15 protein-coding genes are annotated in these 17,870 nt (G+C 31.6%); 11 read left to right on the top strand and 4 right to left on the bottom strand.

Annotated elements, in window-relative coordinates; all coding sequences use genetic code 11:
* The first annotated feature begins 150 nt into the window (after positions 1–150).
* The 5 genes from ACO6VN_RS11525 (at position 151) to ACO6VN_RS11505 (ending at position 8,401) form a co-directional block, all read left to right on the top strand.
* On the top strand, positions 151–1,524 hold the full coding sequence (locus tag ACO6VN_RS11525; RefSeq protein ID WP_147640593.1) for a YfcC family protein: 1,374 nt from the start codon (positions 151–153) through the stop codon (positions 1,522–1,524).
* Between the two features lie 175 nt (positions 1,525–1,699).
* On the top strand, positions 1,700–3,007 hold the full coding sequence (locus ACO6VN_RS11520; RefSeq protein ID WP_016999808.1) for an LLM class flavin-dependent oxidoreductase: 1,308 nt from the start codon (positions 1,700–1,702) through the stop codon (positions 3,005–3,007).
* 121 nt (positions 3,008–3,128) lie between these two features.
* The gene (locus ACO6VN_RS11515; RefSeq protein WP_194200291.1) at positions 3,129–6,296 is read left to right on the top strand and encodes a DEAD/DEAH box helicase; all 3,168 of its coding nucleotides are present in this window, start codon (positions 3,129–3,131) and stop codon (positions 6,294–6,296) included.
* Between the two features lie 134 nt (positions 6,297–6,430).
* Positions 6,431–7,369: a TDT family transporter gene (locus tag ACO6VN_RS11510; RefSeq protein WP_194200292.1), complete on the top strand. Its 939-nt coding sequence runs from the start codon at positions 6,431–6,433 to the stop codon at positions 7,367–7,369.
* A gap of 99 nt (positions 7,370–7,468) precedes the next feature.
* Positions 7,469–8,401, top strand: coding sequence for a ketopantoate reductase family protein (locus tag ACO6VN_RS11505; RefSeq protein ID WP_422404701.1), 933 nt, complete (start codon positions 7,469–7,471; stop codon positions 8,399–8,401).
* 89 nt (positions 8,402–8,490) lie between these two features.
* Here the strand turns inward: ACO6VN_RS11505 and ACO6VN_RS11500 are convergent, their stop codons facing one another.
* Positions 8,491–9,246: a sulfite exporter TauE/SafE family protein gene (locus ACO6VN_RS11500; protein ID WP_422404700.1), complete on the bottom strand. Its 756-nt coding sequence runs from the start codon at positions 9,244–9,246 to the stop codon at positions 8,491–8,493.
* Positions 9,246–9,506 (bottom strand): persulfide-sensing transcriptional repressor CstR, encoded by a 261-nt coding sequence (cstR, locus tag ACO6VN_RS11495; RefSeq protein WP_016999818.1) that lies wholly within the window; start codon positions 9,504–9,506, stop codon positions 9,246–9,248. Before cstR ends, ACO6VN_RS11500 begins: the two co-directional genes overlap by 1 nt.
* 136 nt (positions 9,507–9,642) lie before the next feature.
* On the opposite strand from cstR, the gene ACO6VN_RS11490 reads away from it, so the two are divergent.
* The 3 genes from ACO6VN_RS11490 to sqr are packed head-to-tail and all read left to right on the top strand — an operon-like array spanning position 9,643 to position 13,291.
* Positions 9,643–10,713, top strand: coding sequence for a DsrE/DsrF/DrsH-like family protein (locus tag ACO6VN_RS11490; protein ID WP_422404699.1), 1,071 nt, complete (start codon positions 9,643–9,645; stop codon positions 10,711–10,713).
* 32 nt (positions 10,714–10,745) lie between these two features.
* The gene (gene cstB, locus ACO6VN_RS11485; RefSeq protein ID WP_422404698.1) at positions 10,746–12,080 is read left to right on the top strand and encodes a persulfide dioxygenase-sulfurtransferase CstB; all 1,335 of its coding nucleotides are present in this window, start codon (positions 10,746–10,748) and stop codon (positions 12,078–12,080) included.
* A gap of 17 nt (positions 12,081–12,097) precedes the next feature.
* Positions 12,098–13,291 (top strand): type II sulfide:quinone oxidoreductase Sqr, encoded by a 1,194-nt coding sequence (gene sqr / locus ACO6VN_RS11480; protein ID WP_194200297.1) that lies wholly within the window; start codon positions 12,098–12,100, stop codon positions 13,289–13,291.
* 62 nt (positions 13,292–13,353) lie between these two features.
* Here the strand turns inward: sqr and ACO6VN_RS11475 are convergent, their stop codons facing one another.
* Together ACO6VN_RS11475 and ACO6VN_RS11470 are read right to left on the bottom strand one after the other, a co-directional pair.
* A complete protein-coding gene (locus tag ACO6VN_RS11475) occupies positions 13,354–14,358 on the bottom strand; it encodes a M23 family metallopeptidase (protein WP_194200298.1) in 1,005 nt (334 codons plus the stop codon).
* 266 nt (positions 14,359–14,624) lie between these two features.
* Complete coding sequence (locus ACO6VN_RS11470) at positions 14,625–15,359, bottom strand: NAD-dependent protein deacylase (protein WP_422404697.1); 735 nt, start codon at positions 15,357–15,359, stop codon at positions 14,625–14,627.
* Between the two features lie 237 nt (positions 15,360–15,596).
* Here ACO6VN_RS11470 and ACO6VN_RS11465 point away from each other — a divergent pair, with 237 nt between their 5' ends.
* The 3 genes from ACO6VN_RS11465 (at position 15,597) to ACO6VN_RS11455 (ending at position 17,785) form a co-directional block, all read left to right on the top strand.
* Positions 15,597–16,358 carry an energy-coupling factor transporter transmembrane component T gene (locus ACO6VN_RS11465; protein WP_422404696.1) on the top strand — a complete coding sequence of 254 codons (762 nt, stop codon included), beginning with the start codon at positions 15,597–15,599 and terminating at the stop codon, positions 16,356–16,358.
* A gap of 112 nt (positions 16,359–16,470) precedes the next feature.
* Entirely contained in the window at positions 16,471–16,692 is a 222-nt protein-coding gene (locus ACO6VN_RS11460) for an MptD family putative ECF transporter S component (protein WP_082894569.1), read from the top strand.
* 277 nt (positions 16,693–16,969) lie between these two features.
* The gene (locus tag ACO6VN_RS11455; RefSeq protein WP_422404695.1) at positions 16,970–17,785 is read left to right on the top strand and encodes a formate/nitrite transporter family protein; all 816 of its coding nucleotides are present in this window, start codon (positions 16,970–16,972) and stop codon (positions 17,783–17,785) included.
* The last annotated feature ends 85 nt before the right edge of the window (positions 17,786–17,870 follow it).

The following is a 17,870-nucleotide window of genomic DNA, read 5'->3' as shown; positions in this document are numbered from 1 at the left end:
TTTTATAAGTTGTCTACTTTGCATAATTGTAAACTTACCTTTACGTGGTAATATTAAGGTGTTTTATTTAGTAAAGCAAAGGGGTCATACAATTTGGTAAAGATAAATAACAAAGTAGACAGGAAACAGAGTTCTAACAAGAAGTTTAGTATGCCACATATCTATGTGATTTTATTTATTTTTGGTGTTATTGCAACGATTTCTACATACTTAATACCTTCAGGTGAATTTAAACGTATTAAAGGCCCTGAAGGTAGAGAGATGGTTGATGCAGATTCTTTCCATTACATAGCATCTTCACCTGTGGGTTTGGTTGATTTTATATCGATTATCCCTCGTGGCCTAATTGAGGCAGGAGAAATAGTCTTCTTCACTTTAATTATTGGCGGTATGTTCATGGTATTGAGACGTACAGGCATTATTGAAATAGGGGTAGATAAACTTGCACGTCAATTTATAAATAAAAGTATTTTAATCATTCCAGTGTTAACAACCGTATTTGCAATTATAGCTACGTTGATAGGTACAGCAGAGCTGTCACTTGTCTATATCCCGGTCATTATACCGTTAGTTATTGCGTTAGGTTATGATTCTATCACAGCAACATCCATTGCCTTATGTGGTACGGTAGTTGGCTTTACAGTTGGGGTCTTGAATCCAATCAATACTGGTTTAGCTCAAAAATTATCTGGTATACCTACTTTTTCAGGTATTGGATTACGTTTAGTTATTTTTATAGTTGTACTTTTAGTGACAGTACTATTTATTATGAAATATGCTAAAAAGGTAAAAAAAGATCCATCAATCAGCTTAGTTTATGAAGATGATACTGAAAAAAGAAAAATGTACAAAGAAATTACTAAACATGAGCCATTAGTTGCAACGCGCCGTCAAAAAATAGGTATTGGTGTTGTGCTTTTATTCTTTATAATTCTCGTATATGGTGTCGTTACTCAAGGATGGTTTATGGTAGAAATGTCAGGTCTATTTATCATGATGGGTATAGTGGTTGGTCTAGTGACTGGCTTAAACACACGTGAAATTTGTGAATCATTTAATGATGGGTTTAAAGATGTGTTAATGGGAGCCATTATAGTTGGACTAGCACGTTCAATTGCTGTAGTACTTGAAGACGGTAAAATTATGGATAGTATTGTACATGGTTTAGGTTCAGTAATAGATGGTGCAACGCCAACAGTTGCAGTAGTTGGTATGTATATCGTGCAAGTACTGATTAATTTCATCATTTCATCAGGCAGTGGCCAAGCATTGGTGACAATGCCAATTATGGCGCCTTTAGCAGATATGTTAGGTATTACAAGACAAACTGCGGTCTTAGCCTTCCAACTTGGTGATGGGTTTACACATGTCTTTTATCCAACAAGTGGTTACTTTATGGCAGCATTAGCAATCGCAGGCGTTTCTTATACAAAATGGATCCGGTTCTTCTTCCCATTATTTATCCTATGGGGTGTAATTTCAATTATTTCATTAGTATTCGCTCAATTAATCGGATGGTCTTAAAAAGAAAAAATTAATTGAATACAAATATGCTAAAAAATCCGCCAACACAAGTGTTGGTGGATTTTTTTGTTTTTCAATAATTAAATTTTAAAAATGTAAATTGACTCTATAAAAATACAATGGTAACATAAATCATATTAAATCAATCGGAATAGTAAATTATGGAGGGTCAAAGATGAAAAGAATGAAATTAGGATATTTTTTAACTGGTTTTGGTCATCATGTTGCAAGTAGTAGACATCCAGAGTCAGTAGAGCGTGGTGGTATGAATTTAAAGAAAACGATTGAACAAGCAAAGTCTTTAGAACAAGCAAAGTTTGATTTTCTATTTGTTTCGGATAGTCTATATGTCGATAAGAAAACACACCCAGATATGTTTACAATGTTCGAACCTATTTCTTTAATGTCTATAATAGCTATGGAAACAAAGCATCTTGGCCTTATTATTACAGGGTCCACTACATATTCAGAACCATTTAACTTATCTAGAATCTTTTCTTCATTAGATCATTACAGCGATGGTAGAGCGGGATGGAATATCGTGACCTCTGGTATTAATGATACTGCTAAAAATTTTAGTGGCGTAAATAATGTTGATCATGATTTAAGGTATGATCAAGCGAATGAATTTGTAGAAATATCGAAAAAGTTATGGAACTCTTGGCGAGATGTAGATTCTCAAAGCGTTCATAAGGCAGGTAAATTTTTAAAGAATCAACAACCTGAACCAATTAATTATGAAGGTGATTTTTATAGCGTTAAAGGACCTTTAAATATTGATCAATCACCACAAGGTTATCCCTTACTAGTTCAAGCTGGTTCTTCTAAAAAGGGTACTGATTTTGCGTCAAAGCATGCAGAAGTTATATTTACTGCACAAAATGATATCGATGCATCTATTAATTTTGCTCAAAAATTAAGAAGACAAGTTGAAGAAAAGCGTGGCCCAGAGCAAGAAGTTGTTATTATGCCAGGTATATTCCCGTTTATCGGAGAAACTCGCAAAGAAGCACAAGCTAACTATAAAGAATTACAAGATTTAATCGACCCAGAAATGGGATTAGAATTATTATCTTCTTATTTAGGTGATACAGATTTAAGTGGTTATGACTTAAATACGCCATTTGAAGATGTTGAAGTCGATAAAGGAAACAATATACAAAGTCGTGTCGACCTTATTAAAGAAACAGCTAAGAGAAATAATTCAACATTAGAAGATGTAATGAAACATGTAGCCGGTGCGAGAGGTCACCATATTATAGTGGGAACACCCGAAGATGTAGCCGATAGAATGGAAGAATGGTTTAAACGTGGCGCAGCAGATGGCTTCAATATAATGCCTCCATTAAACCCTACACAATTTGAATTATTCGTTAATAAAGTCGTGCCGATATTAAAAGAAAGAGGCTTAGTTCAAACAGACTATAACGAAGGCACATTACGAGAAAAATTAGGGTTGAGTAATGTTAAAACACATAGTTAATAACTGTTGTTTATATTGTTAAGATTATCCTATAAACTATTTCCTCTAGCTTTGTGAAATTTTGTCAGAATATTGTTAAAATAGTAGGTGAGTGAATTTTAGTGAGTTAGGATGAGATGAAATGGACAGTTTAGTAAATAATACTTTATCAGCTTGGTTACTTGTTGAATCTTTAAATCCTGGCGAGGTTAAGTATGATGATGATAGCACTATGCAAAAAAGCAATTTCCTAAATGGTAAAAAGCAAAAGCGTCTACAATCTTTTGCGAGTTATTATGATATATGGAACGATGAACGATTTAAAATTGCAGAAGAAGATAAAAAGAATGGTAAAAGAATTTTCCGTTTATATAGAAATTGTTTTATGTTTAAAGAGATTGATAAAGAAATTAGAAATATATTTGATGATGACAAGGAAATTTTTAATCTGAATAAAACTAAATGTTATGGTTATACTTTCCAAACAGATGAAACGGGTAAAGTTATTTCAGATAGCCTACATATCCCTATGATTATGAGTGCACTAAAGGAAATAAGAAAAGACAAAAGTGCTAATATCGAAGAAAGCTTTAATGATTCTAAAGATAAATTTGCAAAGAAGTTTAATGAAATCATTGCAGATGAACTGATTGATGAAAAGAAATTGGTTCGACTAGATGAGGCTTATCAAGACTATTTTGCTGTACTAGTTTCAGAAAATGCTGGTATGCATAGACATTACTTTGCTATTGAATATGTTAAGAACAGTGACACACCAGACCCTGATTTTAATAGTTTCTTTATTACTGATATAGAAAGAGCGCGTAAAGATCCAAATGAGACATTGAAAGCTTATATAGAAGGCATAGATGATTCAGAGAGAACTGAAGTTCATGAGAATAAAGCTATCTTTGATAAGTTTTTAAACCCAATATATTTACCTGACGGTCGTTGGCCATCCCAAATTGAACATAAGTTATATTTGATGCAACAATTAGCTGTAAATAGTATTACCAACAGTAAAGAACACATTAGTTCAGTAAATGGTCCCCCTGGAACAGGGAAAACAACGTTATTAAAGGATATTTTTGCACATTTAGTAGTTGAAAGAGCTAAAGCTTTCGCAAAATTAGATGTTCCTTGGCATGCTTTTGAATCAGTAAAAATACATGAAACTGACTCTAAAACTATCAAAGTATTAAAAGAAGAATTTACTAAATTTAAAATGGTAGTTACTTCAAGCAATAATGGAGCTGTAGAGAATATATCTAAAGATTTACCTAAACTGGAAGAAGTCGTTCGCAATCCTGAAAAAACGAGCAATCCACAATATGAGGCCGACTATAAAAATGCAGTAGATGAGTTGAAAAGCTTTGGTACGGTTGCTTCTAACTTGATAGGAGAGCCTGCCTGGGGTCTGTTTTCAGGTGTATTTGGTAAAAGTAAAAACATTAATAATGTTATGCAACAAATTCTTAATAGTGATTCCGAAACTGATAATAAGCAAAAGCCGTTTGTAAAACTACTTCAAGATGAAAATAAAGATATTAACAGTCAACTTGCAGTAAAATGGAAAGAATGTAAGAAAGAATTTAATGAAGAATTAAAGAAAGTCAAAGAACTAAAACAATTATCAATCGAAGCATATCGTAAATATAAAGAGAATGAACAATTATTAATGGAAGAAAAAGATTTAAAAGTAGATATAGAAAAGATAAATGCGCAATTAAAAGAAAGTGATGAAGTGTTATCTAATAAAAATGCTGAATTAGAGGATGCTAATAAAGAACTACAATATAGGAAAGAACAAATTGAAACCATTAATGAAATGATTCAAACAAGTAATCAAAAGGGATTATTTGAAAAAATGATATCAATATTTAATGCGAATGAAGATGATAGTCAAAATAAATATAAAGAAGAGAAAATAAAGTTATTAGAAGAACAAAAAGCTTATCATACAAAAAGTAATACGTTACAAAACAATATAAAAAATCTTGAAAATGATATCAAAGGGTATGAGAAAAAATTAAAGTTCAATGAAGAAAGAATTAAAGACTATAATGTGAAATTGGCTGAATTTAATAAGTATAAAGAAAAATCAGATGTGACCTTCCCGGACTCTAATTTTTGGGATGAGAATAATTATGGTAAACGCCAAGTAGAAAATTTATGGAATTCTAAGGAATTACATTATCGTCGTGGCTTATTATTCTTAAAAGCAATGAAACTCCAAAAATTATTGTTAGTTGCAAATAATGGCCCAGTTTATTATGCTATGCAAGACTTTAAAAATCGTAATGCATATTTAGATTCTGCACCGGAACGTGTAAAGAATGCATGGAATGTGATGCATCTCATCTTTCCGGTTGTAAGTACTACATTTGCTAGTTTTGCAAACATGTATAGAGGACTTCCTAAAGATTTTATAGATTATTTATTTATAGATGAAGCGGGACAAGCTATTCCGCAAGCAGCTGTAGGCGCACTATACCGCTCTAAAAAAGTAGTTGCAGTAGGAGATCCTATTCAAATAGAACCTGTCGTTACGATGGAATCTAATTTAATAGATAATATTAGAAAAGGATATAATATTCATGAACATTTACTTTCAAAAGAATCTTCAGTACAGTCAGTGGCTGATTTAGCTAATAAGTATGGATATTGGAAACCTGAAATAGAAGGTGATGAAGAGAATAAGAACTGGATAGGTATACCACTATGGGTACATAGAAGATGCTTAAACCCAATGTTTACCATCGCAAACCAAATTGCTTATAATAATAAAATGGTGTTACCTGAATACATTACTGACCTAGGCAAAACTGGATGGCACGATATTAAAGGTAATGCTTCTCAAAGACAATTTGTAAAAAAGCAAGGAGATAAAGTAATAGAATTGCTTATAAATGATTGGAGACAAGCAAAAGAGAAAAAAGAATATGAGCCAAGTGTTTTCGTTATTTCTCCATTTACAGAAGTTCAAAGGCAAATTAAAAATTCTGCTAGAAATAGATTGGTTAACAGTGTAGATGATGAAAGAAAGAAAATTATAAAATGGATCGATAAATCAATTGGCACTGTCCATACATTCCAAGGTAAAGAAGCGAAGAAGGTTTATTTTGTAATAGGTACAGATAGTAATCAAGACGGAGCGGTCAATTGGTCATGTGAAAAACCAAATTTATTGAACGTAGCTGTAACAAGAGCTAAAAATGAGTTTTATGTAATAGGTGATAAAGAACGCATTAAATCTAAACCATATTATAGTAATATAGATGCAGAAGCTAATATAGATAATCTTAAATAGTATAAAGAATATAAATATAATGCGCCTTTTACTGTGATGTAAAAGGTGCGTTGGTTTGTCTATGTTAGCAAACAGTTATATAAAGATATAGTAAAATATAATTTTATGAATTTATCTATGAGAGGGTATTGAACATGTTAAAAACAGGGTTGAAAAGAACCCCAATCGCAATATGTGGATTGTCTTTAGGTGTGATGGCGTTAAGTAATTTATTTTATAATTTAAACTTAACGTTATTTGGCTTGTCTTTCTTTATTATTTCCTGTGCAATACTTTTAATTGTCACTTCAAAATGGATTGTTTATCCGACTATGTTTTTAAAAGAACTTAAAAATATAAATACATTTGCTATTCTTCCAGCGCTACCTATGACGTTAATGATATTGGTGTCTATTGTTAAAACTCAATTTTTAGTGGGCACATATATTTTAAATGTTATTTGGTATGTATCTATTTTATTACATATGAGTTTTATCATAATATTTATTGGATTTTACGCATTTAGAAATTATAAGTCTTGGCCAAATACGAGTTGGTTTGTGATGTTTGTTGGAATAGGCGTAATTGGTGAAACATCGTCTGCGTTCAATACTAGTATAGGTAACATAGCGATCATTCTTGGCTCAATATTTTTAATATTAATACTTGGATATGTATTATTTACTAAAGCATGGCAAACATATAATCAGGAACAGTTTCCAATGGTAATTATTATGAGCGCACCGGCAGCTCTTTGCTTAAATAGTTATATTTTAAATCATTCAAGTTACTCAGTTGCTTATGTATCGGCATTTTTAGTACTTTCGCAATTGTTATTTTTATTTACTTTAATATTTTTACCTAAAATCATGAAAGAAGGATTTAAAGTCTCCTTTTCAGCGCTGACGTTCCCATGGGTGACAACTGCAGCATCACTATATAATGTGAATCAAAATCTCAATTTAAACGATACAATTACGAATTTAGTCAATGTCATATCAATTATTGAAATTATATGGGCAACTCTCATTGTAGTCTATGTTCTTTATAAATATATTCTCTTTTTAATTTTAAAAAATGTGGTTTATGGGTAAATATATTATATGAGAAAAATAGTTTATTGATATAACATTTAAGGATAGTACTTTTATTCTGGATGTTTATCATTAAAATGGCAATGAGGAGTGTACAATATGTATAAAATAGCTATAGCTGGTGCAGGTGCAATGGGTGGTCGAATCGGTATTTCCTTGAAACAGGCTGGTTATGATGTGGAACTAATTGATGACTGGGAAGAACATGTTCAACGTATTAACAAACATGGTGTTGAGGTTAAAACTGAAACGGATGTTTATACAGTCGATGTTCCAGCAGTATTGTCTAAGGATGTATCAGATTCATTTGATCTGATTATCATCTTAACAAAGGCGATGAACTCTGAAAAAATGATGCAACGCTTAAAAGAGGCAGGTTCAATCCATAAAGATACTGCAATATTATGCATGATGAACGGTTTAGGTCATGGAGAGAGATTATCAAAATTCGTTCCTATGTCACAGGTTTATCTTGCTGTCGTAATGTGGACAGCTGGATTAAGAGGTCCCGGTCAGTTGTTGCTAGAAGGTGGGGGTTATATAGACTTTCATCGTTCAGACGGTATTGTCGATGAACAATCTAACGAGATACTTCAGTTACTAAATAATGCAAATTTAAATGCACGAGTAAGTGATGATATCTTCAAATCGATATGGTCCAAAGCAACATTGAATAGTGTGTTAAACCCACTGTGCACGATATTAGATAAAACTATTTATGAATTTGGCAGCTATGAACATTCACGTGAAATGATTATACCGATGATTGAAGAAATAGTGTCTGTAGCTAGAGCAAGAAATGTTGAATTAGACGGTAAATTACTATTAAATAAAATTGAAGCGGCTTACCCTAAAGAAACACAAGGGCTTCATTATCCATCAATGCATCAAGATTATAACAAAGGTCGATTAACAGAAATAGACTATCTTAATGGACAAATTTCAGCATATGGAGAAGAATTAGGCATACCAACTCCAATAAATACGTTGCTTACACATCAAATACACCAATTAGAAATGAAGATTATGTAGCGAATAAAATTATATTAATATAAATAAAAACTCTTTCAAGGTAGATAACTTTGAAAGAGTTTTTTCTATAGTATTATGTTTAAGTTTAACTAAAATATAAGTTGTAAAATTGCAATCGTGATTAAGATACTTACAATGCTTTTTTGTATAACACTAGGTATTTTATTGCCAACCTTTAATCCTATAGGAGCAAAGAGTATACTTCCGATTATTAAAAATATTGCATCTTCAAAAGGGATATAGCCTTGTATAAACTTAATTACGAAAGCCCCAATTGAGGATATAAAAGCGATTACTATGCTATTAGCTACTACTGTATTCATTGGTAATTTGAATAAAACCAACAATATAGGAATAATAATGAAGGCACCTCCAGCTCCAACAATTCCAGAAATGACTCCAACAATGAACCCTATAATAATGAGTAAAGGAATATTAAAATTGGTAACTTGAGAAGCAGGTTTAACTTTAATAAACATTAATATTAGTGCAAATATAGCAAAGACTATATATATAATATTTATAAAAGTAGAGCTAAATAAATTAGCTATAATCGCTCCTAAAGTACTACCGATAATCATTCCTCCTCCCATGTTCATTACAAGCTTGGGAGAGAATTCAGCTTTCTTTCTGGCTTTTAATGATCCGCTCAGTGTGCTGAAAAATACTTGGCTAGAAGTTAAGCCTGATGCAATGAATGCGCCATAAGCAGATGCTCCAAATAATGGTGGTAGTAAAAGAATGGCAGGGTAAATAATAATCGCTCCGCCTATACCAACTAAACCAGAGATAAACCCTCCAAACACTCCAATTAATAACATAACAATCATATTTATTATATCCATTATTTACTTTTTACCAATAAATTAACTGCTTCATTAATCAATTCTTGAGAACTTTCATTATTATCTTCAGCTTCTTTTACACATTCTATTAAATTTTCACTAATTATAATTCCCATCAAACGTTGAATTGAACTTTTAGAAGCGCTGAGCTGCATGATTACGTCTTTACAATCTTTCTCTTCTTCCATCAGTTTAATAACGCCGTTTAATTGACCTTGTATTCTATTTATACGATTTATCATTTTTTTATCATAATTCATGTTCGTTTCCTCCGACTTTAATTGAATAAGCTTATACTAATAAATTTAATATAGATTGTCAAATACCCCTACCCGTATTTGACAGAAAAGACCACCCTTGTTAATATACCCTTGAGGGTATTTTGAGGAGGAGAATATGAAACAGTATAAAGAACAACATATCAACGAACTAAGAAACGTAGAATTAGAAAAGTTAGCAGAGCAAGGTCAATTAATCGATGTAAGAACGCAAGAAGAATATGAAATTGGGCACATCAATGGTTCGACCTTACACCCAGTTGAGCGTATTGAAACTTTTAATAAAGATAAAGATAGAACTTACTATATTTACTGTAGAAGTGGTAATAGAAGTGCCAAAGCTAGTAAATATTTAGCAAAACAAGGTTACGATATTGTTAATTTAGATGGTGGTTATATTGCTTACGAAAAACAACATATCAATGATGAAAGTACAGCAGAAGAAAATAAAAATTTAAAAATTAAACCAAATCGTAAACAATTTAACTTTAGTGGTCTTCAGTGCCCAGGCCCTATTGTTAATATTAGTAAAGAAATAAAAAATATAGAAAATGGCGATCAAATAGAAGTCACAGTCACAGATTCTGGTTTTCTTAGTGATATTAAAAGCTGGGTGAAACAAACTGGACACACACTTGTAAAACTTGATGAGAGTAACCAAGGAATCAACGCAATCATTCAAAAAGAACAACCGAAAGGATTAGATGTAAGCCATACTACTAAAGGTACTACAATCGTTTTATTTAGTGGTGAATTGGATAAAGCAGTAGCAGCAATGATTATCGCTAACGGTGCTAAAGCTGCAGGTAGAGACGTGAGCATCTTCTTCACTTTCTGGGGTCTTAATACATTGAAAAAAACACATGGAGTTAATGTTAATAAAAAAGGCATCGCAAAAATGTTTGATTTGATGTTGCCAAAAACACCAGTACGCATGCCGTTATCAAAAATGAATATGTTTGGATTAGGTAATATCATGATGCGTTATGTAATGAAAAAGAAAAATGTTGATTCTTTACCATCGCTTATTAATCAAGCGATAGAGCAAGATATTAAATTAATCGCATGTACGATGAGTATGGAGGTCATGGGTATTACAAAAGAAGAATTAAGAGACGAAGTTGAATATGGTGGTGTAGGTACTTATATCGGTGACACTGAACAAGCAAGTCATAATTTATTTATTTAATAAAGCAAATATATTAAAGAGAGGAGCTTTCTATGTTTTTCAAACAATTTTATGATAATCACTTATCACAAGCATCTTATTTAATTGGATGTCAGCGTACAGGAGAAGCAATGATTATTGATCCGATACGTGATTTAACAAATTATATGGAAGTTGCAGAGAATGAGGGGTTCACAATTACTCAAGCTGCTGAAACCCATATTCATGCTGATTTTGCTTCGGGTATTAGAGATGTAGCAGAGAAGTTAGATGCAAAAATATATGTATCTGGTGAAAGTAATGATGAATTAAGTTATAAAAATATGCCAAAACAAACGCATTTTGTGAAAAATTATGATGTTATTTATATAGGTAATATTAAATTAGAAGTGTTGCACACACCAGGACATACCCCAGAGAGTATTAGTTTCTTACTCACTGACGAAGGTGGAGGCTCCAGTGTTCCAATGGGACTATTTAGTGGTGATTTTATCTTCGTTGGCGATATAGGTAGACCTGATTTATTAGAAAAATCTGTTCAAATGAAAGGTTCTACAGAAATCGGAGCGAAACAAATGTATCAATCTATAAAAAATGCTAAAGACTTACCAGATTATATTCAAATTTGGCCAGGCCATGGAGCAGGTAGCCCTTGCGGTAAAACTTTAGGGGCAGTGCCTATGTCTACGTTAGGTTATGAAAAAATAAACAACTGGGCTTTCAATGTAACGGATGAAGCAACATTTATTGAAACATTAACATCAAACCAGCCAGTACCACCTCATCATTTTGCTAAAATGAAAAAAATTAATCAATTTGGTACGAACTCGTATCAACCATATAATGTTTATCCTAGTTTGGATAATGAAAGACTTGCATTTGATATACGTAGTAAAGAAGCATTCCACGGCGGTCATACAAAAGGAACCATCAATATTCCTTATAATAAAAACTTTATTAACCAAATCGGTTGGTATTTAGATTTTGATGAAGATATAGATTTAATCGGTGATAAATCTACAGTTGAACAAGCAAAGCATACTTTACAATTAATAGGATTCGAAAACGTCTCAGGTTATCGTTTGCCAAAATCGGAAGTTCAGACACAATCTATTTATAGTGCTGAAATGACTGGTGAAGAAGAATATGTGCTAGATGTACGTAATCATGAAGAATGGGATAATGGTCATTTAGAACAAGCAGTCAATATCCCTCATGGTAAACTTTTAAACGAAGAAATACCTTTTGATAAAAATGATAAAATATATGTCCACTGCCAATCAGGCGTTAGAAGTTCTATTGCAACGGGTATATTAGAATATAAAGGATTTACAAATGTTGTGAACGTTAGAGAAGGCTACCAAGACTTACCATCATCATTAAAATAATTTAAGGATGTGGAGAAATGAATCAACATTATCAAGTTGTAATTGTAGGCGGAGGCACAGCTGGAATCACAGTAGCTTCTAGAATTTTAAGACAAAAGCCAGAATTCAAAGGCAATATAAGCATTATTGACCCGGCTCAATATCATTATTATCAACCTTTATGGACTTTAGTAGGCGCTGGAGCCTCAAAATTTAAAAGTTCTCGTAAAAATATGAAGAATGTTATACCTAAAGGTGTTGAGTGGATAAAAAAAGCTGTTTCCGGCTTTGAACCTGAAAATAATAGTATTACTTTAGGAGATAACACTACTGTCAATTACGATTATTTAATCGTTGCACCAGGATTACAGATTAATTGGTCGTCTATTAAAGGCTTACAAGAAAATATCGGTAAAAATGGCGTTTGCTCTAACTATTCACCCGAATATGTAAATGAAACATGGAGACAGATTTCTAATTTTAAAGGTGGGAATGCTATTTTTACGCACCCTAATACACCTATTAAGTGTGGAGGGGCGCCTATGAAAATCATGTATTTAGCTGAAGACTACTTCAGAAAATATAATCTTCGCTCAAAAGCGAATGTAATATATGAAACACCTAAAGATACATTGTTTGATGTGGATAAATATAATAGAGAATTAGAAAAAATTGTTGAAAAAAGAGATATTATTGTAGATTATAATTGTAATCTTATTGAAATTGATGGAGAGAAGAAAGTGGCTACATTTGAACATATTCATACGGGTAATAAAAAATCATTGGATTATGAAATGTTACATGTTACGCCGCCTATGGGCCCTTTAGACGTAATAAAGGAAAGTACACTCTCAGATAATGACGGTTGGGTTGAAGTTGATCCAACTACATTACTACACAAAAAATATTCAAATGTATTTGCTTTAGGTGATGCATCTAATGTTCCGACTTCTAAAACAGGTGCAGCTATTAGAAAACAAGCACCTGTTGTGGTACACAATTTAATGCAAGCTATGAATAATGATATGCTGACTAATCATTATGATGGTTATACTTCATGTCCTATTGTGACCGGTTATAATAAGTTAATATTAGCTGAATTTGATTATAATAAAAAAACGCAAGAAACAATGCCTTTTAATCAAGCTAAAGAACGAAGAAGTATGTATATATTTAAAAAAGATTTATTACCAAGGATGTATTGGTATGGAATGTTAAAAGGGTTCATGTAAAACTAAACAATAAATAAAACCACGTTTTTACTAAAAACGTGGTTTTATTTATATATTATATTTTATTGGTTGCCATTAACATATGATTCTGGGTTAACTGCGTATTCGTTACCTACGCCGCCCTTCATACGTTGGAAGTGTAAATGAGGTGCTGTTGAGTTACCAGTGCTACCTGATTCACCAATTTGTTGACCAGCTTTTACTTCGTCGCCTTTTTCAACATTTAATTTATTCATATGCATATACCATTGATAATAATCGCTATCTTTTTCTTGGATTGTAACTTGGTTTCCGCCACCATAGTTACTCCATCCACTTTGAATAACTGTTCCATCAGCAAGTGAGTATACTGGTGTATTTTCTTCCATGTCATAGTCTATGCCGTAATGTGCACCGCCACCATGATATTGGCCATACTCTTGAAGTTTAGCATTTTTAGATAACCAATTTGATGAAGCTTGATCAGTGCCTTCAGATTTTTGAGAACTCTCAGTTACATTTTCTGCACTCTCTGCATTCTCGTTATTATTTACTTGTGCTTGATCAGAATTTTGATTAGTGTCTTCTGACTGAGCTGCATTTGACTGAGTATCTTTTAGTGAAGAAACAGTTTCATTTGAAGGTGCTTTATATTCTGCATTCGTATTTTCATTAACATTTGTCTCTTGATAAGTTGTATTATTGTTTGAAGTTTCATTATTATTTGACGCTTTATTATTCACGTTTGATTGTTCAACATTGTAACCATTATTTTCAATCGAGTTATGTGATTGACTAGGTGCGTAGTTTTGTCCACCTTTAGTAAAGTAGTAATAATGGTAAACACCATTTTCATCTATTTCATAAGATTGATATTCTTTATTGTCGAACATTGATTGATTCCAATTTCCATCTAAAGTGTGATGAAAATTCCCGTTAGAATCTATTGTATAGTAAGCTCCATTTTCATAACCTGATGTAGCTTGATTAGATGCGGTATCTTGCTCTGCTGCATCTGCTTCATATTGTGATATTCCCATTGTAAGTATCCCTATAGTTGCTATAGAGCTTGTTAATAATTTCTTCATTATGTTTAAACCTTCCCTTTCTTAAAATAACTGATACAAATTTATCATGGGTATAGAGTGAAATAAACACTTGTAATTGCTTTGTTCCTTCGAGTTAATAAAGTGTAATAATTATATAATATGATTACTTTTTTTATAATATTCAAAATTAATATATAGAACTGATGAATAGTAGGTTATAGAACTAATACACGAAAAAATTCCTTATCAATTATTGATAAGAAATTTTTGTATTGAAATATTAATTATAAATCATACTATATGATTTACTCTATATTTTTAAGTTTTTTAATGACTGATACCATGTCTTCATTAATAACTAAATTGGCGTCGCTATCATAAGGGGTAGCCTCTTTATTAATAATGATAAGGTTTTGTCCTTCAAAATTTGAAATAAGTCCTGCTGCTGGTTGAACGACGAGTGAAGAACCTAAGACGACTAACGTGTCTGCTTCTTTTATTTTATGAAGTGCATTAAATATAGTGCCTTGGTCTAATATTTCTCCATAAAGAACAATGTCAGGTCTAATTGGGCTGCCACAATTTTCACAATGTCGTAAATCATTATCTATAACATGAGCTTTCGAATATTGTTGGTCGCATTGCGTACAATAAAACAGGTTTAACGTACCGTGTAGTTCGTCTGTATTTACACTACCAGCATCCGAATGAAGACCATCAATATTTTGAGTTATCACACCTAATGAACGACCATCTTCTTCAAGTTGTGCTATCCAATCATGAACGATATTAGGTTTTTTATCAGCAAATAGTAAGTACTGATGGCAAAAATTAATAAAACCCTCTGGATTATTTTTTAAATAATCATCACTTAATAAATATTCAGGTGGGTAACCTTTTTCTGAAATTTCGTCGTATAAACCGCCTATAGAACGAAAGTCAGGAATACCACTTGCTACAGATATACCCGCGCCTGTAAAAAATGTAATTTTGTTAGAAGCATCAATGATGTCTTTTAACTGTTCAATATTACGATTCATACTTATATCACTCCATTAAAAATTTGAATTCAAACAGAAATTTTTTGAATTCATTTCTTATACTTACTTCAATTTTAAATTCTAATACTCGTTTAAGCAAATAAGTGAAGATAACCATTAATTTACTAATGACCTTGACATTACTAGTAATTATCGTGATAATATAAAACGTAATTATTACGATTTATCAAGGCGTAAATCATTTTTTCTATTTTGTCTTAGATTATGGATGCTTTTATGGGTGGGTTAACTGCTGATTGCAATATATTTTATACGTGCGGTGATGATATAAATGAACAAAAAACGAGTTTTCTTTACAGTAGACCCTCGTACCAAAATTTTTTAATGATTATTATATCTTTTATTGCGATTAGAGGAAACATTAAGGGAAACAGTATCTATGCGAGATTAGTTATCTTGCTTATTCCTAGTTTGTTAGTTGTAGCTAATAAAGAAATTGTTAAAGGTACTGTGTTTTGCTTAATTATATTTTTAGGGTGGTATGCCGAAGCTTTTCTTATAAGAGGAAAAAGTCAGTTATACGATATATTAATTTTTGTTCCAGCAGGTATTGTTACACCTTTTATGCCAACTGTTGTGATGGGGTATTATTTTTTAAACACGACGCAAGTAGAAGAATTAATCGAAGGTCTTGAGAGGCTTAAATGTTCACGAAAAATAACAATCCCTATTGCTGTCATGTTTCGCTTTTTGCCTACTATTAAAGAAGAGTCTTCATATATTAATGATGCGATGAGAATGGGTAACATATCTTTACGCAATGCACTCGATAGGCTGATCACATACATAGAGTATAGAATGGTTCCTGTCTTAAACAGTGTGATTAAAATTGCTGATGAGCTTACGATTGCTTCGGTAACCAGAGGGTTAAATATTACACGTCCGAAAACGGCAATTATACAGTTAAGGCTCAAATGGTATGACGTATCTATACTAGCTTTAGCAGTCGTTTTAACAATTTTTTATTATCTATTGTGAGGTTATACATATGATCCAATTAAAAAACATTTCATTTACTTATGAAAATGGCCATCGTTATTCCGCTTATAATCATTGGTGACTTAATTATGAATGTTGGTAAATATAAACAATGGTTTTGGATAATAACCCTCCTGTTGTCTTTTCAATTTGGACAACAGGAGGGTTATTACCATTTTATATTATGAGAGATAAATATTTTAGCAACATGAAACAAAACCATGGTGAAGATTATGCCAAAGCGTTTGATTCAGTATTTACATATCAAGTTATTCCAGTAATTTTCATCTTATGTATCCTTGGTGCAATAGCAGGAGGTTTTATCGCAAAATAAATATTGAAAAAGCACTTTCAACGTTCAGGCGTATTGTAAGTGTGAATATATATATAGAAAATTGGAACATATAATTCCTCGCTCAAAATAATTCTCCTAATCCATAATAATTTATAATTAACGGATTAGGAGAATTTATTTTTTTATTTGATTGCATAACCTAGTATTACGACATTTAATAAGTTATTTTATTTAAAAAACATATTGTGAAATACTTCACAATTAGTTATTATTAAATCATAATCTAGTTTGTATATTAAGAAGTGAGGTTATAAAGTTGGATAATATTAATAGCAATAATAAAGTATTTTATGGAAAACAGTTTATAGACGATGTTGTGGATACAATAAAAACAAAAGATATTTTGCAAAGTTTTTATAGAAAAAGATATATATTAAGAGCTACTATGTCGGGGTTTATTTTAGGGTTGATTACTGTATTTGTTTTAATGATAAGAGCATCATTAGATGGACAAATTGCTAGTGGTCTAATCAATTTAATTGCGTCCATTTGTTTTAGTTTTGCTTTAGTTCTTATACTGTTTACTAATTCTGAGCTTCTTACCAGTAATTTTATGTATTTTACTGTTGGTTTATACTATCGCATTACAAACCCTATTCGAGTTATGAAAATATTTATTCTTTGCTTTTTAGGAAACTTTTTAGGTGGTTTTATATTTTTTGTATTGTTTTATTTATCGGATGTAATGACTCCAGAAATGCTAACTCAACTAGATAAAATTATTGCTCATAAAACATTAACTTCAGGCTTTACAGCTATATTAGTTAAAGGTATTTTTGCAAACTTCTTTATTAATATTTCATTGGTTATCTCTATGCAAATAAAAGATATTTTAGCTAAAATGTTTGTGCTTATGTTTGGTGTTTCAATCTTTGCTTTTATGGCATATGAGCATGTAGTTTATAACACTGTATTATTTACAGGAGGACTATTATATCAAAGCGAAGAGTTAAGTACGATTCCAGTGATGATAAATATAATTGCTTCATGTATAGGTAACTATATTGGTGGAGGAGTGATTATAGGACTATTTTATGCATATTTAAATAGTAATAGTGACTATAAATTTTAATTATAATGAAGTATTATATATGAATGTTTTGAGAAAATTTGTCACAAAAAAGTCGCAATCACTTAGTGTTTATGTGATCCCTTAA

This window comes from Mammaliicoccus sp. JADD-157 (genome assembly GCF_049310805.1).
GTDB lineage: Bacteria > Bacillota > Bacilli > Staphylococcales > Staphylococcaceae > Mammaliicoccus > Mammaliicoccus lentus.
Note: the sequence above shows the minus strand (reverse complement) of the source record. Positions and strands in the feature narration are given on the sequence as shown.